At 41.3% G+C, this 17,714-nt stretch carries 18 protein-coding genes; 11 read left to right on the top strand and 7 right to left on the bottom strand.

The genetic code is table 11. The annotated features are described in order from the left end of the window. Window positions 1-147: 147 nt before the first annotated feature. Window positions 148-1,536 carry an MFS transporter gene (locus ACSSTM_RS13795; protein WP_420734960.1) on the top strand — a complete coding sequence of 463 codons (1,389 nt, stop codon included), beginning with the start codon at window positions 148-150 and terminating at the stop codon, window positions 1,534-1,536. Window positions 1,537-1,573: 37 nt separating this feature from the next. Here the strand turns inward: ACSSTM_RS13795 and ACSSTM_RS13800 are convergent, their stop codons facing one another. The 3 genes from ACSSTM_RS13800 to ACSSTM_RS13810 all read right to left on the bottom strand — a co-directional run bounded on the left by ACSSTM_RS13800 (window position 1,574) and on the right by ACSSTM_RS13810 (window position 3,894). Continuing rightward, on the bottom strand, window positions 1,574-2,173 hold the full coding sequence (locus ACSSTM_RS13800) for an undecaprenyl-diphosphatase (RefSeq protein WP_034660243.1): 600 nt from the start codon (window positions 2,171-2,173) through the stop codon (window positions 1,574-1,576). A gap of 104 nt (window positions 2,174-2,277) precedes the next feature. Beyond that, the gene (locus tag ACSSTM_RS13805; RefSeq protein WP_034660241.1) at window positions 2,278-3,465 is read right to left on the bottom strand and encodes an MFS transporter; all 1,188 of its coding nucleotides are present in this window, start codon (window positions 3,463-3,465) and stop codon (window positions 2,278-2,280) included. A gap of 15 nt (window positions 3,466-3,480) precedes the next feature. Next, window positions 3,481-3,894 (bottom strand): MarR family winged helix-turn-helix transcriptional regulator, encoded by a 414-nt coding sequence (locus tag ACSSTM_RS13810; protein ID WP_034660239.1) that lies wholly within the window; start codon window positions 3,892-3,894, stop codon window positions 3,481-3,483. Window positions 3,895-4,232: 338 nt separating this feature from the next. On the opposite strand from ACSSTM_RS13810, the gene spoIIID reads away from it, so the two are divergent. The 4 genes from spoIIID to ACSSTM_RS13830 all read left to right on the top strand — a co-directional run bounded on the left by spoIIID (window position 4,233) and on the right by ACSSTM_RS13830 (window position 7,510). Next, on the top strand, window positions 4,233-4,511 hold the full coding sequence (gene spoIIID / locus ACSSTM_RS13815; RefSeq protein WP_008343327.1) for a sporulation transcriptional regulator SpoIIID: 279 nt from the start codon (window positions 4,233-4,235) through the stop codon (window positions 4,509-4,511). A gap of 184 nt (window positions 4,512-4,695) precedes the next feature. Next, the gene (gene mbl / locus ACSSTM_RS13820; protein WP_012011515.1) at window positions 4,696-5,697 is read left to right on the top strand and encodes a cell shape-determining protein Mbl; all 1,002 of its coding nucleotides are present in this window, start codon (window positions 4,696-4,698) and stop codon (window positions 5,695-5,697) included. Window positions 5,698-5,821: 124 nt separating this feature from the next. Continuing rightward, a complete protein-coding gene (locus ACSSTM_RS13825) occupies window positions 5,822-6,661 on the top strand; it encodes a flagellar hook-basal body protein (protein WP_034660237.1) in 840 nt (279 codons plus the stop codon). Window positions 6,662-6,691: 30 nt separating this feature from the next. Next, window positions 6,692-7,510, top strand: a complete 819-nt coding sequence (locus tag ACSSTM_RS13830; protein WP_034660236.1) for a flagellar hook-basal body protein — start codon at window positions 6,692-6,694, stop codon at window positions 7,508-7,510. A 14-nt stretch (window positions 7,511-7,524) separates the two neighbouring features. On the opposite strand, the gene ACSSTM_RS13835 is transcribed toward ACSSTM_RS13830, so the two are convergent. After that, window positions 7,525-8,580 carry a tetratricopeptide repeat protein gene (locus ACSSTM_RS13835; RefSeq protein WP_034660235.1) on the bottom strand — a complete coding sequence of 352 codons (1,056 nt, stop codon included), beginning with the start codon at window positions 8,578-8,580 and terminating at the stop codon, window positions 7,525-7,527. Window positions 8,581-8,798: 218 nt separating this feature from the next. On the opposite strand from ACSSTM_RS13835, the gene fabZ reads away from it, so the two are divergent. Together fabZ and mscL are read left to right on the top strand one after the other, a co-directional pair. Further along, window positions 8,799-9,233 (top strand): 3-hydroxyacyl-ACP dehydratase FabZ, encoded by a 435-nt coding sequence (fabZ, locus tag ACSSTM_RS13840; protein ID WP_012011512.1) that lies wholly within the window; start codon window positions 8,799-8,801, stop codon window positions 9,231-9,233. Window positions 9,234-9,359: 126 nt separating this feature from the next. Continuing rightward, window positions 9,360-9,755 carry a large conductance mechanosensitive channel protein MscL gene (mscL, locus tag ACSSTM_RS13845; RefSeq protein ID WP_034660234.1) on the top strand — a complete coding sequence of 132 codons (396 nt, stop codon included), beginning with the start codon at window positions 9,360-9,362 and terminating at the stop codon, window positions 9,753-9,755. Between the two features lie 27 nt (window positions 9,756-9,782). Here the strand turns inward: mscL and ACSSTM_RS13850 are convergent, their stop codons facing one another. Beyond that, the gene (locus tag ACSSTM_RS13850; protein WP_003215215.1) at window positions 9,783-10,193 is read right to left on the bottom strand and encodes a YwpF-like family protein; all 411 of its coding nucleotides are present in this window, start codon (window positions 10,191-10,193) and stop codon (window positions 9,783-9,785) included. Between the two features lie 117 nt (window positions 10,194-10,310). Between ACSSTM_RS13850 and ACSSTM_RS13855 the strand changes: the two genes are divergently transcribed. From ACSSTM_RS13855 to ACSSTM_RS13865, 3 genes are all read left to right on the top strand, one after another. Further along, window positions 10,311-10,667 carry a hypothetical protein gene (locus ACSSTM_RS13855; protein WP_034660233.1) on the top strand — a complete coding sequence of 119 codons (357 nt, stop codon included), beginning with the start codon at window positions 10,311-10,313 and terminating at the stop codon, window positions 10,665-10,667. Window positions 10,668-11,068: 401 nt separating this feature from the next. Further along, the gene (locus tag ACSSTM_RS13860; RefSeq protein WP_309416131.1) at window positions 11,069-11,929 is read left to right on the top strand and encodes a Cof-type HAD-IIB family hydrolase; all 861 of its coding nucleotides are present in this window, start codon (window positions 11,069-11,071) and stop codon (window positions 11,927-11,929) included. Between the two features lie 152 nt (window positions 11,930-12,081). Beyond that, complete coding sequence (locus ACSSTM_RS13865) at window positions 12,082-12,870, top strand: PAS domain-containing protein (protein WP_034660232.1); 789 nt, start codon at window positions 12,082-12,084, stop codon at window positions 12,868-12,870. Between the two features lie 70 nt (window positions 12,871-12,940). On the opposite strand, the gene ACSSTM_RS13870 is transcribed toward ACSSTM_RS13865, so the two are convergent. Further along, the gene (locus tag ACSSTM_RS13870) at window positions 12,941-15,718 is read right to left on the bottom strand and encodes a DEAD/DEAH box helicase (RefSeq protein ID WP_187704201.1); all 2,778 of its coding nucleotides are present in this window, start codon (window positions 15,716-15,718) and stop codon (window positions 12,941-12,943) included. Further along, a complete protein-coding gene (locus tag ACSSTM_RS13875; protein WP_309416096.1) occupies window positions 15,705-17,312 on the bottom strand; it encodes an SWIM zinc finger family protein in 1,608 nt (535 codons plus the stop codon). Before ACSSTM_RS13875 ends, ACSSTM_RS13870 begins: the two co-directional genes overlap by 14 nt. A 186-nt stretch (window positions 17,313-17,498) precedes the next feature. On the opposite strand from ACSSTM_RS13875, the gene ACSSTM_RS13880 reads away from it, so the two are divergent. Then, a complete protein-coding gene (locus ACSSTM_RS13880; protein WP_003214884.1) occupies window positions 17,499-17,642 on the top strand; it encodes a hypothetical protein in 144 nt (47 codons plus the stop codon). Window positions 17,643-17,714: the final 72 nt, after the last annotated feature.

Below are 17,714 nucleotides of genomic sequence, written 5' to 3' on the forward strand. Positions count from 1 at the left end.
TTTTTCCAACACTCGCCCTTTTTAAAATGTATGTCTTGCTTTTCTGAGAGAGAACTTGAATTGATTAGGGTAAAAAAGGGAAATCAATCTCATAATAACGGAAGGATTGGCAAAAAACATGCCAGATCACAAAAAGGGGGTCGGTGTATGAACAAATGGAGAGACAGCCGAAAGGTTTTTTTAACTGCTATTGCCTTTGGAACGATGTTAAATCCGCTGAATTCCTCGATGATTTCTTTGGCCTTGCATCAAATTCAGCATGAATTCGGTTTGTCATTTACGACTGTATCTTGGCTTATTTCGTCTTTTTATTTAGCCAGTGCGGTGACTCAGCCGGTGAGCGGCCGGATTGGGGATCATGTGATGAGCCGGAGAACATTATTTTTATTCGGGCTAGGTCTTGTGGCGGTCTCAGCCATCTGTGCGCCGTTTGCCCCAACGTTTGCAGTGCTGATTGTGATCCGGCTGCTGCAGGCGATTGGGAGCAGTGCCATTTATCCTTCTGGTGTCGGACTCATTCGGGATCATATTCAGGAAAAGCAGGCTTCGGCGTTAGCGGTATTGTCCATTTTTGCTTCGGCGATGACGGCACTTGGACCGACTCTTGGCGGCTTTTTGATGACAATCGGCGGCTGGCCGGCTATCTTTTTAGTGAACCTGCCTTTTATTTTGATCAGCTTCTTTCTTGGGCTAACTTTGTTTCCAAAGGAGCAGAAAAAGAGAAAGCTTCGTATAGGTGAAACGGTACGGAAGCTCGATTTGCCAGGGATGCTTCTTTTTACAGTTTGTATTGTCCTTCTGCTTTCGTTTTTATTATCACTAGGTGATGGGATTCAATATGTACAGGGGATTCTTTGTCTCGTGAGTGCAGGCGCTTTTATCTGGTGGGAGTATCAGGTGGATGAACCGTTTATTCAAATTCGAATGTTCAGACAGGAGCAGCGGCTGTCACTTGTGTATGTGCAATTTATCATTTTAAATATATTTTTCTATTGTCTTTTCTTTGGTTTGCCGAGCTATTTCCAGGATGAATTAGGCTGGCGTGTGGAAATGACGGGTCTTTTTATGCTGTGCATGTCTGGGGTGAGCATCATTGTGTCGCCGCTGACAGGAAAGTGGGTGGACCGCGGGGATGAACGCCATCCGGTATTAGCCAGTGCGGTATTGATGCTGGCTGGAGCATCTGCGATGACCTTCTTTTTTATTCCGGCACCATTATGGGGAAAAGGGGTGGTTCTAGCGCTGCTTGGACTGAGTTACGGGATTGGGAATGTTGCGCTGCAAGCGGCGATGCTCAAGGCAAGTCCTCAGCATATGATTGGCACGTCCTCCGGGCTTTTTCAAACATGCCGTTACCTTGGTTCCATTCTGTCGTCTGCTGTCCTCGGTATGCTGTTTGGGGATGAAATTGCTGGTCCTCATTTTGAGCAGTTAGGCTGGACGTTGATCATGATTTCCTTTACCGGCATCGGTGTCAGTCTTTATTTTTCGAACAAGGTCAGAGGAGGACAGCCAATAAAAAAAGCGGCGCGATAAGTGGAAGAAGATTCTTCATCACGTTATCGCAAGCCGCTTAAGAGTTAGACAGGTCAGAGCCCTGATCCTTTTGCTTCCTTCTGAATATTTTCCCTACAATTGTCTCATAGAAAGTGACAATGCGGTCAATTGGAGAGTCAAAGAACTTCCATAATTTATTCATGATAAAGACAACCACGATCGATACGACTAAGCTGCCTAAGACATCTAATGGATAATGGTGACCGACCCAAATGCGGGAGAATCCTGTGAGTAATCCAAAGACGAGCAAGATGTTGCCAAGCTTTTTATTACGAGATCTAATGGCAAGTGAAAGAGCCAGTGCACCTGTTGTATGGTCACTTGGGAAGGAAGCGTCTGCTGAGTGCGGAATGAGTGTGTCGACTTTATGCGCCACAAACGGCCGCTCTTCATAATGAAACAGTGTAATCGCAAAATTGACGATGAGTGCCGCGATGCCCGTTACACCGGAAAAGAAGACATGCTTCTTAAATTTGTGATTACCTAAAAACCAGCAAATCAATAAGACAAGGGCATACACAAGAATGGCCTTTTTCGTAATGAAAATCATGGCTTGATCTAAAAACTCAGAATGATGAGCCATCCCGTGTATGACTTTAAACAATTCGTAATTCAAAACATCACCTATACCTTTGCTTAATGCCAACTATTTTTCAAATAATCGTCTATTTGAAATATCCTATATTTTAGCATGTTTCCGATGAAGTTTAAAATAGTATCCTATTCTGATAGGGAGACCTTCTGTGCTTTTGCTTCTTGTGGCTTTCGTTCGCTCCAATAAAAAACAATCATACTTAGCAAGACAACAATACCTGCAATGAGATATACATTTGAAAAGTCTGTGAAGCTGACAAGAAGACCAAATACAAATGAGCCAGCAGCAATACCCGTATCATATAGGGTAAAGAAAGTAGCCGTCGCGTAGCCTGTACGGTGAGCTGGTGAGTGCTGAATGGCAAGTGTTTGTAAACATGGCACTAGAGATCCATATCCAAGACCAATGACAGCACCTGATAGAAGAAGCATTGTCGCTGAATGTGTAGCTGTCAGCATCCATAAACCAATCGCAAAAAGAGCAATGGAAGGATAGATCACAATGTGAGGTCCTACTCGGTCAAAAAGTCTGCCTGTAAATGGACGTGATCCAAGCATCGCTGCCGCAAACACAATAAAGAAATAACTGCTTGCACCCATCAAGTGAAGGGAATTGGCATAGACTGAAATAAATGAAATGATCGGCGAATAACAGAAGGAAATAATGATGCCGACTGCCGCTGTTTTTAATGCGCCTTTTTCAAACAGGTGAGAAAAAGTAAATCGGAAGACGACGCTTCCCCCGTTTTCAGGCTCCGGCTGTCTAATCAGCATCGTAAAAGCAGCCCCGATGGTAACGATAATGGAAAAGAGAAGGAATAAAGAATGGAATCCTACTTTTCCTACTTGATTCAGTGCGATAAATGGACCGATGACAACAGCAAGGTTCATCGACATGACAAAGTAGCCGAGTCCTTCCCCGCGTTTATGTTTCGGGATCATATCCGCCGCAATGGCACTGGCTACTGTCGTCAAAATGCTAAAAAAGATTCCCTGCATGAAACGCAGCATGAGAAGCGTATGGAATTGATCAATCGGAATGTATAAATAAGTGAGTAAGGCAAATGCCGTTGATGAGAAAATCGCCATCCGTTTTTTGCCGAATTTCTCAATAATGGCTCCAGAAAACGGTCTTGTCACAATAGCAGACAATAAGAAGACCGTCACAAGGAGGCCGCCCTGTGATTCTGTTCCATTTAGTTCATCCATTGTGTAAATGGGCAGCAATGTCAAAAGGGCATAAAAAGAGGTGAACGTAAATAAATTCACCAGGACAATCATGATAAAGTCTCTCGTCCAAATGCGTTCGTTCATGATGTATGTCACTTCCTATTCAGTTGATAATTTGTGTAAAAGTGTATGGAGGAGTTGTTTTTCTTCGTAGGTGAAATCTGATAGACATTCTTCTTCAAATTGTTCCATCGTGCGTTTGATTTCTTCAAATCGGGCCTTAGCATCATCTGTCATCACGATCAGATTTTCACGTTTATCTTTTCCTTGTACACGTTTCACCCAGCCATTTGCTTCTAGACGGGTGACGGTTCGGGTAATGGTTGGGGCTTCGACGTTCAAATATGTCCAAATGTCTTTTTGGGTTTTCGGGCCGAATGTATCCAAACAAAAAAGTACAGTCCATTGGGACATGTACAAGTCATAAGCAGCAAGCGCTTCGTTCGCCTTTTTAGACATCAGTCGTGCGCCTTGATGTATTTGATGTAAACACTCTCTATTTAACGTATCCATATGCTCACCTTTATTAAATATTTAGCTAGGTAAATAAAATCACCTTTTCTATTTTACGTGCTTGACCCATCCTTGTAAAGTAAAAATTTTCGCCACTCGAAATGATTGCATTTTCTGATAAATCCCTTGTCCCATCTTCATTTTTAGCATATTCCCTATGCAATGCTAATACACTGTTACAAACCTGACAAAGAGAGTGTTTGAGGTGAGGGATCGTGTTTGGCATTTACTACCTAATGGATGAGAAATTAAGACGAACAAGCGCTGCTGAAAATGGATAATATTTATACGGATCTCATTTCACACTTCTCACATCCATTTTAGGGAGGTCGAGTGGTGTGCACGATTACATCAAAGAGCGAACAATCAAGATAGGAAAGTATATCGTGGAGACAAAGAAAACCGTTCGTGTAATTGCGAAAGAATTTGGAGTCTCTAAAAGTACTGTACACAAGGATCTAACAGAAAGACTGCCAGAAATTAATCCAGATCTGGCTAATGAAGTGAAGGAGATACTGGATTATCATAAATCAATCCGCCACTTGCGAGGAGGAGAAGCCACTAAATTAAAGTATAAAAAAGAAGAAATTTTAGAAGGCGAGCCTGTGAAACAGTAAGCTTAGTTCTTTGTTCATAAACATGACATATATATCTTCCTCATATCGGTAGTTTCTAACCACAAATTTTGTAAAGACTTTTGTAAAGAAATATCTTTTTTTCTGCAAATTATGATAGAATATATAATTAGGGCAGAATGTGGTATTTGCTATGGAAACAGATTTTCAAGGAGGATATATATAGATGTTTGCTAGGGATATTGGAATTGATCTTGGTACTGCCAATGTACTGATTCATGTCAAAGGAAAAGGAATTGTGTTAAATGAACCATCTGTTGTAGCTCTTGACAAAAACAGCGGGAAAGTTTTGGCTGTTGGAGAAGAGGCTAGACGTATGGTTGGACGTACGCCTGGGAATATTGTTGCGATTCGTCCATTAAAAGATGGCGTAATCGCTGATTTTGAAGTAACTGAAGCGATGCTCAAGCATTTTATTAATTCATTAAATGTGAAAGGGCTGTTCTCTAAGCCGCGTATGCTCATCTGCTGCCCGACAAACATTACATCTGTTGAGCAGAAGGCGATCAAAGAAGCTGCTGAAAAAAGCGGTGGTAAGCATGTATTTCTTGAAGAAGAGCCAAAAGTAGCAGCTATCGGTGCTGGTATGGATATTTTTCAGCCGAGTGGAAACATGGTCGTAGATATTGGAGGCGGAACGACAGATATCGCTGTCATCTCAATGGGTGACATTGTAACCGCCTCTTCTATTAAAATGGCTGGAGACAAATTTGATCTGGAAATTCTCAACTACATTAAAAAAGAGTACAAGCTGTTGATCGGTGAGCGCACGGCTGAGGATATTAAGATCCAAGTTGCAACGGTATTCCCAGACGCACGTCACGAAGAGATTTCAATTCGTGGACGAGACATGGTGACAGGATTACCAAGAACGATTACCGTCACAAGCAAAGAAGTAGAAGAAGCATTGCGTGAATCTGTATCTGCGATTGTTCAGGCTGCGAAGCAAGTTCTTGAGAGAACACCGCCTGAATTATCAGCTGATATTATTGATCGCGGCGTCATTATTACAGGTGGCGGAGCTCTTCTAAACGGGCTTGATCAATTGCTTGCAGAAGAGCTGAAAGTACCAGTTTTCGTTGCCGAGAATCCAATGGATTGTGTAGCTGTTGGTACTGGCGTCATGCTTGATAATATGGACAAGCTGCCAAAGCGTAAACTCAGCTAATGATGTCCCTCATTCTTTTTCGAAAGAATGGGGGATTTTTATTAAAGAACCCTGCAAATATGCCGATATATTTCATAGAAGATTGTGTTTAGGTCATGTGAAAGAATTTTAATGAGGTGAGCACGTGTTAAAAGGACTATACACCGCAACATCTGCCATGATCGCTCAAGAGCGGCGGACAGAAATGCTTTCAAATAATATCGCAAATGCGAATACGCCAGGTTATAAAGCGGATGAGGGGACCATGCGGGCATTTCCGGAAATGCTGCTAAGCCGAATGGAATCAGGACGTTTCCAAACATCCTCAGGCAAAGGTTTTAGTGTTCCGCAGCAAACGCCGATTGGCGGCATTAATACGGGGACATATATGCAGGAACTGATCCCTCAATTTACACAGGGAACTTTAAAAACAACAGATCAAACAACGGATGTCGCACTAGTCGAAAATAATGTGCCGATCAACCCGGAGACCAATCAGAAATCAGCGCTCTTTTATGCGGTTAATACACCAGAAGGCGTTCGTTATACGAAAAGCAGCTCCATTACATTGAATGCACAAAATCAGTTGACCATTGGTGGCCGTGCCCTTCTTTCCGTGACAGGTCAGCCGATTACGGTTCAGAGTGAGAATTTCAAAGTGAATGCAGATGGAACTGTGAGTGAAAATGGACAAAATCTCGGGCAAATCGATGTACGTGTTGCGATGGATACAAGGAACTTAGCGAGAGAAGGAAATGATTTATACCGTACAGCTGATAACCAGCCACTGCCAAGTGCAGTCAATAATGGTCAAATGTCCTATACGTTAAGTCAAGGTGTATCGGAGCTGTCGAACGTGGATGTGACGAAATCATATACAGAAATGACAACTGCCTATCGAGCATTTGAAACAAACCAAAAAGTGGTTCAGGCGTATGATAAAAGCTTAGAAAAAGCAGTAAATGAAATTGGCAGAGTGTACTAATCAAGGAATGAAAAAGAAAGGAGGATTCTCATGCTTAGAACGATGATCAATGCAGCTGTATCGATGAACGAAGTGCAAAAGCAGCTTGATATGATCAGCAATAACATTGCGAACAGTGAAACAACAGGGTACCGCGCGAAAAATACCCGCTTCTCAGAGCTGATCAGACAACAGTTCAATCAGGTAGATGAAAAAAATGAGCAGGTGGCAAACAGTCGTCTGACACCTGATGGGCTAAGGCTTGGAACGGGTACTATGGTCAATGCGTCCATTAACTCGATGCAAGGTTCTATTAAAGAAACAGGACGTGATCTTGATGTTGCATTTGGAGCGCCATCTCAGTATATGCAGGTCAACGCCGGCGGTAATATCCGTTATACAAGAGATGGTTCTCTTTACTTACAGCCAGGCAATAATCGTAACCAAGTGCAGCTTGTCACTAGCGAAGGCTATCCGATTCTTGATGAAAACGGAAATGAAATCGTCTTAAATGCGAATTTCCGTGATATTTCAATTGATAAAAATGGACGTCTTACGGCTATTTCAAGAGATAATCAACCGAATCAGCAGGTGAATCTAGGTGTTGTACAAGTCAATAACTCTTCAGCACTCGTCTCTGAAGGAGATAATTTGTTCTCAGTTGACGGTACTTATCAAGGCGCATTAACGGCACTAAATGGAGCAAACCGCCAAGCGATTCAGCTTCAGCAAGGTGCACTTGAAACGTCGAATGTGGACATGTCTAAAGAATTAACAGATCTCATGACAACACAGCGCTCCTATCAGATGAACTCAAGAACGATTACAATGGGTGATCAGATGCTGGGATTAGTGAATACAATTCGATAATGAGCAGGCTGACATCAGCCTCTCATGATAAAAAAGGCGGCTCGCTCAAAGTCGCCCTTTTTTTTATAAAAATCTGAGACATCGGCAAGCAGATCCTCAAGATCAATCCAAGCTTCTTTTCGTTCAAGACATGTGACGAGCCTTGCGATCTGCTCATCTGCCTTTGGCGTTTGGCTGTAGAGAAGAAATAAGATTTGGAACTTGATTCTTAAAATATCAAACTGAGAAGCAACGGCCTCTTTTAATCCTTTTTGAATATACTTCATTCCTTCATCGGTTAAATTTTCTTTATAACAGGAACGCACCGTTTCGTAGAGGCACGATACATAGGAGTGTGCTGCCTTCCGGTATGCTGGGAGACGAAGTGCTTTTTTAAAGTATTCCAGCGCTTTCTTGTGACGATTTTGTCTCGACTGAATAAAGCCAGCGTCATAATAAACGATACCGAGCAATTCTTGATCATCAATGATGTTCACGTATTCGATGATCTCAATAAAAATAGCTTCTGCTTCCTCATATTTTTTTTGATCGCTATAATTAAGGCCGAGCACAATTTTACAACGATAGAGGCTATGATCATCCCCATGCTTTGCAAAGATATCCATGGCTTTTTGAATATGACGAATTGATAACAACGAATAGCGGTTGTTATAATAAACACCACTTGTACGGAAATGGAACTCTGCTTCCTCCAGCTCATCGTTAAGGAATGACAGGCGTTCTTCCGCCTTTTCGAGATAGTAGATCGCATCATTTTGATCGCTGTTTAAAGCTTCGTAGAGCCCTAGAAAGAAGTAAAAGTAATAGGCCAGTTCTTCGTTCATATCATCTTTGTGCTGCATTAGTTCATGTTTGATTTTTTCTAGGTCCTCTGTCTGATTCATCCAGAGCTGATGGCGAAAAAGCATCAGCTGATAATGTAAATAGAGTTCCTGTTTTTTTGATATTTTACGTTTATGCTTTAATAGAGTTGTTTTGATTTCTTCAGCCTTCGAAAAATGTCGATGCTTCAGCATTGTATACCACGAATGGAGAAGTTTTTTAATGGATTTATCACTCATAAAATTCATTTTTACCCTCTTATTCAATCAATGATGTAATATATATTACCATATTTGTGAAAAAACAATGAGTGTAGTGTGGATTATATTTGATGACAATAGGTAATGATATATTCTATTTTTTACCATATATGCAGAGCGGACGTTGAAAAATACGAGCATTCATAATATACTTCTATAGGAATCAAATGAAGATCATCGATATAGAAAAAAGGAGAGATCAAGATATGCTTGATGCTCAGCAAATTCAAGACATTATTCCACACCGTTATCCATTCTTATTGGTCGACCGTATTTTAGAGGTTGAGGGAGAGAAAAGAGCGGTTGGGATTAAAAATGTCACAGTGAACGAAGAATTTTTTAATGGTCATTTCCCAGGATACCCAGTCATGCCGGGTGTGCTTATTGTAGAAGCACTTGCACAGGTGTTCGGGGTGATTATGTTAGGTAAAGAAGAAAACAAAGGAAAAATTGGTTTGTTTGCAGGAATTGACGGCTGCCGTTTCAAAAGACAGGTGAAGCCTGGCGATCAGCTTCGTTTAGAGGTAGAAGTGACGCGTCTCCGAGGTCCGGTTGCAAAAGGAAAAGCAGTAGCTACAGTAGATGGCGAAGTTGCATGTGAAGCAGAACTAACATTTTCTATCGGTCCTAAAGTATCATGATTTGCCTGGCGGTTCATCAAGGATGAATCGCTTTTTATATGGAAACGCCCAGCCTGAACGGATCAGGACTTGCATTTTTGACAAAAAAACGTCATATTAGACAAAAAAAGATGAAGGTGATAAAAGATGCTGAAAGAATTTAGAGAATTTGCAGTCAAGGGAAATGTCATTGACTTGGCTGTAGGTGTCATCATTGGGGGAGCATTTGGCAAAATTGTCACTTCTCTTGTGAATGATTTGATCATGCCGCTCGTCGGTATTATTATTGGGGGACATGATTTTAGCAGTCTATCTATTAAGATTGGATCTGCTCAAATTTTATATGGGAGCTTCATTCAAACAGTGATTGATTTCTTGATTATCTCGTTTTCCATTTTTATCTTTATTCGTTATTTGAATAAATTAAAACGGAAAAAGGTAGAGGAAGAAGAGGTTGTAGAAACGCCGGATCAAACGGAAGTTTTACTAACTGAAATTAGAGATCTATTGAAAAATCAAAGCCAATCGAAAGATGTGCAATAGAAAAAGAGCGGCTAATCCCGCTCTTTTTTATGTGTTTTGTTTAAATGCATCCAGCAGTTTTTCTCCGGAAAGCCCCTCTTTGACGAGGTCTTTTAGTACTTCTTCGGTTTCTGTTCTGTAACGGTTTGTAATCATTTTACCATCGAGCAGCACAGAAATGTTTTCTTCTAAAGCAACAATGTTTTTGACTTGGACAGATAGATGAACAGGGCGGTTGTTTTCTTTTGTGATCGTCACAAGAATCTTCACTTCAGTGTGCTGCTGAAAAAGCACCTCAAACACCTGTCTATGTTTCTTTGGAATGAGTGCCTCGATCATCCAGTGATTTTCACCATCTTCTTTATTAATGATTAAACCGTCACGAAGGGGAATGCTGGACATTTTATCTTGCTTTGGATCAAGTTCGATTTTTAAATCAATCAGCCTAAAGGTTTTCATATTTATCACCTCACAAGCGTTCATTATTCGTAAGTATTATTATAGCATACAACATCTGTATAAATGAAACCGCTGCCTGCTTAGAACGAGCTGTATATGAGTGAAAGGAGATGTTTTATGGAGTCCTATCAATTGCGAAACATACATATTGGCGAGGAGAAGGCAAAGAGCACAATGCGCGTTTATTCGTGGGGAGACATTCTTTCATTTTGTGATGTGTACATGGAAGAAGGCGAGTCACTCACGTTTCAATACGTCACCGAGGATCAAATGGACTGCTTTGAATTTCAATTGTCGATTCATGACGGGCAGCTTTGTTTTTATTGGTTTGCGTGGGACGGTTCTGATTATATTCACATGCCTTCTAGTAATTGGATTCATTCAGACGTTTTTTATCAATTTATGAAAAATAAGTTTTTCATCAAACAAAACAAGATGATGTTTTATACTCAAGCAGTAAAAAACAGAAATTAAAGAGGAAATAGAGAATTTGAGAGATCATTTTGTCATTTTCATGTTTTGTCACATACGACCTTTCTCAGTAGACTAAGGGCAGTTGAAAGGAAAGGAGGTACGGTCTGAAACAAAAGGTAACGTCTAGCATCTGACAGCCCCCCTCTAGCTAAAGCTGATAGACGCTGCCTTGTGCATAAGAACACTGCGTAATAGAACCATAGCTTCTTTGTATAGGTCATGTGTCCCCTGTAAATCCCCTTGTGTGTATCCGGTCATGTAGCTTGGCCGGGTACCCTTTTATTCACTGATAAACCGATCACCTCTTGCAAATAGTGGATACTCATTTCATAATGATGATGGATTTTATCAGCGGTATGATAGCCGAAAATGGAGACAAAAAGGAGAGAACGATGACAAACATTCAATTGATCGCAACGGATTTAGACGGAACTTTATTGAACAGTGAACACAAAGTGAGTCGGGAAAATGAGCAGGCATTAAAGGAAGCAGCGGCGAATGGAATGGAAGTTGTCGTTTCAACAGGAAGAGCGTATTTTGATGTGAGGTCTATTTTTGATCAGCTTGGTATGAATACATGGGTGATTAGTGCCAATGGAGCTGTGATTCATGATCCGGCTGGACAAGTGTACCATTCAGCTGTTTTACACGAAGAAAAGGCCAAACATATATTGTCATGGCTTGAAGAACGTGACTATTATTATGAAGTTTTTACAAACGAAGCCATTTTCACACCGAATCACGGCAGAGAGCTTCTTGCGATTGAAATGGACCGCTTAAAAAGTGCTAATCCAAAAACGGATCGAAATATTTTAAAACAAGCGGCAGAAGTTCAATACAGTCAGTCAGGTTTTTCTTATATTGATACATATAAAGAATTGTTCCGTGAGGATCGAAAGCTTTCATTCTACAATATCTTAGGTTTCTCTTTCTTTGAAGACAGATTGAAGGCAGGATGGGATATGTTTGGTGATGATTCAGATGTCACAATGGTTAGTTCAGCCGATCATAACTTTGAAATTGGTTCAAAGGAAGCATCTAAAGGGCAGGCATTAACAAGGCTGGCAGAACGACTTGGTATTCCTTTAAGCCAGACAGCGGCTGTAGGAGACAGTTTAAATGACGAATCGATGCTTCTAGCAGCTGGTGTTGGGGTTGCGATGGGCAATGCGAGACAGGATATGAAGGAAATCGCTGATCATGTCACGTTAACAAATGATGAACATGGTGTGGCGCATATGATTCGACACCTTTTGAAATAGATGAATCGGATGACGTTGTATAAATCACATAGGATAAAGCGCATTCTACAAAAGAGGAATTCAGAACTACTTCTATTTACACCTGATGTGGAACATCATATAATTTAATTATGAACATAACCCGCTTGTAAGAAATTAAGGAGAGTAAACGAATGGCGCTGGAATCTTATAAGTCCGAAAATCTGCATTTAATCAAGGAAGCCTTAGATTATACTCAGGTTGGCCTGACGGTGACGGACCCGTCTTTACCTGATAATCCTTTAATATATGTGAACAAGGGCTTTTTAGATATGACAGGCTATCAAGAACCCGAGGTATTGGGGAAGAATTGTCGTTTCCTTCAAGGAAATGAAACCGAGCAAATCGCTCTCAATCAAATTAGAACAGCTATTGAGAACAAAGAGGCTGTCACTGTTCAGCTGAAAAATTATAAAAAATCTGGACAGATGTTTTGGAATGAGTTAAGTGTGGCTCCTCTTTGGATTGACGAAAATGAAGGAAAACGTCTTTATTTCGTTGGTCTGCAAAAAGATGTCACGAAAGAGAAGGAACAGCAGGAGCTTCTTGAGCAATCGATTGATGAAGTGCTGAATATTTCTGTTCCAATTGTTCCTGTGAAAGATGGTATTTCTGTGTTACCGATCATTGGTACGTTAACAGCGCCAAGATTTCATAAAATTATCTCAACAGTCTCCACCTATATCTCTCAATCCAAGGACGATTATTTTATTGTCGATCTGTCTGGTTTATTAGAAGTGGATTCATTTGTGGCAGATGCAATTTTTAAGCTGAACGATTTAATTTTAATGACTGGTACTGAACTCATTGTGACAGGAATTAAACCGAATCTTGCGATGAAAATGGGAGAAATGAGAGAGGACTTCCGTGAATTGAATACGTATATGAACGTGAAATCTGCATTGAAAAAGCTGCACATTTAACCTATGTTCATATGAAATGAAAAAAGAGGACTTTTCATCATGTTTGAGAAAAGTCCTCTTTTTGCTGGGATTAAGATGATTGAGCGGCCGCACTTAATGTGAATAAATCTTCTAGTTCGTTCGTCGATAGCTCAGTAATCCAACTTTCACTTTGGATAATTTGATCATTTAACGTTTGTTTTGTTTCGAGCATTTGATCGATTTTTTCCTCAATCGTGCCCGTTGTGATCATCTTATGGACGTGAACAAATCGTTTTTGTCCGATCCGATAAGCACGGTCTGTCGCTTGGTTTTCCACAGCAGGATTCCACCATCTGTCGTAGTGAATGACATGGTTTGCGGCAGTTAGGTTAAGTCCTGTTCCTCCTGCTTTTAAAGAGAGAATTAAGATGTTGAATTCTTTCTTCTGGAAGCGATCCACCATTTTATCCCGCTCCTGTTTTGACAGGCTGCCATTTAAAAATTGAACTGGTTCTCCAAACATCTTTTCCGCCAGCTGCTTGATCATGTTCCCCATTCCAATATACTGCGTAAAGATGAGGCAGCTTTCTCCTTGCTCATGTATTGCTTTTAACAGCTCTGCGAGTTTATCCATTTTTAATGAACGTTTCAGCAGTTTCACATCTGTTCCACTCTCTTTTAAATAGAGAGCCGGGTGATCGCAAATCTGTTTGAGTCTGCCAAGCATACTTAAAATAATGGCTTTCCGCTGCATTCCTGTTAACGAAGCCATGTGTTCGAATGTATCCTTCACGAGCTGTTCATATAAAGAAGCCTGCTCAGCGGATAGCGGAATGAATTCTTTTTCTTCGAGTTTCTCAGGCAGGTTCAGGGCGACCTCTTCATCTTGCTTTGTTCTTCTTAATAGGAAGGGCTTTATCAGCTGCTGCAGCTGTTCAATTCTTTTTTCATCGCGGTCTTTTTCAATCGGCAGGACGAACTTCTTATGAAAGCTCGTCAGGCTGCCGAGATATCCTTTGTTGACGAAGTCGAAAATGGACCAAAGCTCTGTCAAACGGTTTTCCATAGGTGTCCCGCTAAGGGCAATATGATGCTGCCCTTTGAGCTGTCTGATCGCTCTCGATTGTTTCGTATGGGCGTTTTTGATGTTTTGGGCTTCGTCTAAACAAATCGTATCCCACTTTGCTGACGTTAATTCATCACGATCAGAATGTGAGAGTCCATAAGACGTCAGGACAATATCTGTTGACTCGTATGCCTTTGTAAAGTGTTCCCCTTGAGGGCGCGATGGCCCGTAATGCAGAGCGACATTCAAATGTGGTGCGAAGGTTTCAAGCTCTCGCTGCCAGTTTCCTAAAACAGAGGTCGGCGCAATGATGAGAGATGGAGCGGCATTTTGCTTCTGCTCTTTCAGATATGTGAAATACGCAATCATTTGAATCGTTTTTCCAAGGCCCATATCATCTGCTAAACAAGCCCCGAATCCATGAGATCTTAAAAATAACAGCCAGTTGACACCATGCTGCTGATACGGCCTTAGTGTGCCTTTGAAGGACTCACTCATTTCGTAGGAAGGCAGCTCATGCGTATCATTTAACTGATGGACAAGCCCTCTTAATTGAGACGAAAGTTCAAATTGAATATGTGCAAATGCTGAGCTGTCTAGCAGTTCTGGTATCGATTCAGAGGATGCTTCTTGATCTGCCAGCTCGCGTGACAAAATATCAGACATGTGCAGCCCTTCATTTTCGGCGCGCTCCATCCATTTTTTCATTTGCTGGATGAAGGTTGGATCGATTTTGATCCATTGCCCTCGAATGTTGACAAGGCGCCGTTTACTTTGGACAAGCTCGTTGAACTCATCTTCTGTCAGCTCGATGCCGTTTGTAGCAAAGCGCCAATTAAAGTCCATCAAGGCATCCATTCCGACATGCGACTCGCCTCGCGGGGTAGAGGAAATCCTTGCTTTTAGCATCATGGTGCTTTCTTTGACGATTTGCCACCACGATGGGAGCAGGATCTCAATGCCCATATTCACAAGTGTTTCACTTGCTTCAGACAGGAAGAGCCATGCTTCATCTTCTGACATGAGCGTGGTGCCAGATGTGAAAGAGAGCCAAGGTACAATTTGACTGAATCGCTCCAGCTCTCTTGAGATTTTATCTTGATACGGATGCCAAGACCTTTTCAATGAACGGATACCCTCAAAAAAGTGAAGGTCGCTGTTTTTCTTATCACGCAAAAACAATTCGATTTTCCAATCATCTCCGTCGAAATCCGGTTCATTTAAGCGCAAGCCGACAGTGAAAGGCGTCTCGTCATCAATCCAGCCAATCGTCTCCAAGAAATCCTGCTCATCTAAAAAATGTCCTTGGAAGGATGAGAGCGCAGGCGATTGTGCTGTCATGCGGTTCCATTTGTGCTGCAAGGCATCATCATATTGAATGTAATCCTGTACGGCAAAGGAGAACCAATCAGCCGTATAGCCATCTAATAGTCCTTCTTTGTCTTTAAACCGAAGCACACCTTCTGTCCACGCCTCGTAATCGGGAACGAAATCTTCGTCCTCGATGAATTCGTAAATGGTGGAGGCTGTCTTCATCAGTGGTTCCGTTTCATCCGTTAATGTCACATGACTAAAGGTATTAAATGAATTTTTTCCTAGCAATTCAACGGTCATCCAAGGGCTTAACAGGAAGGCAGGTGTGCCAATAAAGCTCACATCTTCTAAAAATGTTCCGTAAAAAGACGATTCGTGCCATTGGAAAAGCTGCCTCTTCATTTCATTAAGTGGAACAGGGTGTCCGTCCTCTGCTTGCGCTGAAATGGTGAAAGAGAAATCTTCTGTTTGTTCTGCATGAATGACAATTTGTTTATGGCGTGTCATCAATTAATTTTCCTTTCTTCATTTCCTCTTGGAACGCACGCAGCCGTTTCGTTGAATCCTGCAGCTGCTTTACATATCTTTCCCAAATTGCGGTTTTTTTCGTTTTATGATAAAGCGTGCGCAGTTTTTTTAGCATTTTCACAGATTCTCGATAAGCACTTCGATTCTTTTGATCGAGAAGCAGTGAGATTTCACGGTGGTACGATGGAATGAGCGCTTCAGGCTCCTCTTTTGCAATTTGTTTGATCAGATCCTTCTCCAGTTCACTGATGGAGAAACCAACAAGGCTGTGAATCTCAATCCATTCTGCATAACGCTGCTGTGCATATAATAGCTGACTATATTCAGTAAACGCATAGGGCATGCAGATTTGGAGGTAGCGTTCATATAAATGATGATCCTTCGTCTGCTTAAAGTATGCGTCTAAATAAAAGAAGAAATCACTGACGGCTCCTCGCAGTTCTCTATAGGAAAGGTCGAGCTGGCAATATTCCTCTAAAATATAGGTAATCTCATGATACCAGAGCTTGAGCCGCTTCCAGTCCTTGCGGTTTGTGAGATCCTTCAGCCAATTGAGCACATTTGGCAGCATATCTGCATTGAGCAGCTGTAATTGCTGAAAGAGGCTTTCGTCTTCTTTCTGTAAATAATCCATGTGCATCAGCCCGATGGTACGTTCAACCGTTTGTTCTTGCTGCTGAGCGTTCTTCAGTAATTCTGTTTCTTTTTTAACCCATTTCCCTCTATTTAATATGGTGCCCCAAATCTCCATAAAGACCGCTACTCGTTCATGCTGGAAAGGTCCGTTTATTTGAAGAAGTGCCCGAACGGCAGTTGGTGTGTTTTCAAGAAACGGATCGAGGGAAAAGGAAAGAGCGTATGTCTTCAAGTGATCCACTGAATCGAAAATGGTGTTCATGAGCTGTTCTACATATGGATTCATGGAATAAAAGTCCTTCTCGGCATCAAGCCGGCCGAGGTCGATCAATTCATGAATCCTTAACCACACATCGATTGAGGTATGAATCGCATACAAACTCTTGAATTCAGGTGAATGAGGTGCGTGTTTTTTTAGGATTGATAAATAGCCGTAATACAAATGCTGCGGTGTTTGCTGGTGCTTTGGTGTCCGTTTCAGCCAGAGGGTAAATTCCTCTTGGAAAAAATTCATCCAGCTTTGGAGTGATTGTTCGTCTGGGCGCTTCACTTGGAAGTGCTGGCGAATCAATTCTTTGCTGCGTTGTAATTCATCCTTTTCTGACCAATTTTCTGTAAATCCGGTCACACTCTCTACTTGAGCGTATAGCGAAAAGAAGACAGCGAGAATGTGTTTACAAAGTCCATCTGCCGGACATGAGCAGCTGCTTCTCACAGGAAACAGCACATGAAGGTGGACTCTTGCTGCCACGACATCATGTACATAAGCTGACCATTCCGTATCAGATTCTTGCTTGAGACGATATACACTGTCCTGTCTATAAGTAATCAATGCTTTTTTGATGAGTTGTTTGTTTTCATCTGTTGCAGGAAGAAGTTCTTTGATCTGTTCGGCTGTTTGTTTGATTTCTTCTTCGTTGATGTTGTGCTGAAGCATTTGATCCGCTCCTAACCAAGTAAAAGATTCCAATTCTTTTATTATAGCTCAATGGTGATTTATAAAAAAGTTTTTCATGAAAATGGTCATAAATTTCAAAAGCTGTCGAATGATGTATTAGAGTATTGCATAAACCAACCATACAGCATATAATAATGAAATTAGTGGAATCGAAAGGATACAGACATGGACAATAAGGGTTTAAATCAAGAAGAGTTTTTAAAAATTTTGATGTACGCTCATGATATTGGTGAGAATTCAAATGATGTCACCACAAAAGAAATGCTTGAAAATCTGATTGCTCATATTCGAAATGGTCTTGTTTCATAAAAGTGACCCCCTGCTAGTGATGGCAGGGGGTTTTTGTATGCTTTTATGAATGGAACGAAAGCTCTCGGCATA

Source organism: Bacillus sp. RK1064 (assembly GCF_051488405.1).
GTDB lineage: Bacteria > Bacillota > Bacilli > Bacillales > Bacillaceae > Bacillus.

Coding starts and splice junctions, on each gene's coding strand:
- ACSSTM_RS13880 (WP_003214884.1), top strand. CDS start 17,499: ATGGACAATAAGGGTTTAAATCAAGAAGAGTTTTTAAAAATTTTGATG.
- fabZ (WP_012011512.1), top strand. CDS start 8,799: ATGCTTGATGCTCAGCAAATTCAAGACATTATTCCACACCGTTATCCA.
- ACSSTM_RS13830 (WP_034660236.1), top strand. CDS start 6,692: ATGCTTAGAACGATGATCAATGCAGCTGTATCGATGAACGAAGTGCAA.
- ACSSTM_RS13865 (WP_034660232.1), top strand. CDS start 12,082: ATGGCGCTGGAATCTTATAAGTCCGAAAATCTGCATTTAATCAAGGAA.
- ACSSTM_RS13835 (WP_034660235.1), bottom strand. CDS start 8,580: ATGAATTTTATGAGTGATAAATCCATTAAAAAACTTCTCCATTCGTGG.
- ACSSTM_RS13875 (WP_309416096.1), bottom strand. CDS start 17,312: ATGCTTCAGCACAACATCAACGAAGAAGAAATCAAACAAACAGCCGAA.
- ACSSTM_RS13810 (WP_034660239.1), bottom strand. CDS start 3,894: ATGGATACGTTAAATAGAGAGTGTTTACATCAAATACATCAAGGCGCA.
- mscL (WP_034660234.1), top strand. CDS start 9,360: ATGCTGAAAGAATTTAGAGAATTTGCAGTCAAGGGAAATGTCATTGAC.
- ACSSTM_RS13870 (WP_187704201.1), bottom strand. CDS start 15,718: ATGACACGCCATAAACAAATTGTCATTCATGCAGAACAAACAGAAGAT.
- ACSSTM_RS13850 (WP_003215215.1), bottom strand. CDS start 10,193: ATGAAAACCTTTAGGCTGATTGATTTAAAAATCGAACTTGATCCAAAG.
- mbl (WP_012011515.1), top strand. CDS start 4,696: ATGTTTGCTAGGGATATTGGAATTGATCTTGGTACTGCCAATGTACTG.
- ACSSTM_RS13855 (WP_034660233.1), top strand. CDS start 10,311: ATGGAGTCCTATCAATTGCGAAACATACATATTGGCGAGGAGAAGGCA.
- ACSSTM_RS13805 (WP_034660241.1), bottom strand. CDS start 3,465: ATGAACGAACGCATTTGGACGAGAGACTTTATCATGATTGTCCTGGTG.
- ACSSTM_RS13795 (WP_420734960.1), top strand. CDS start 148: ATGAACAAATGGAGAGACAGCCGAAAGGTTTTTTTAACTGCTATTGCC.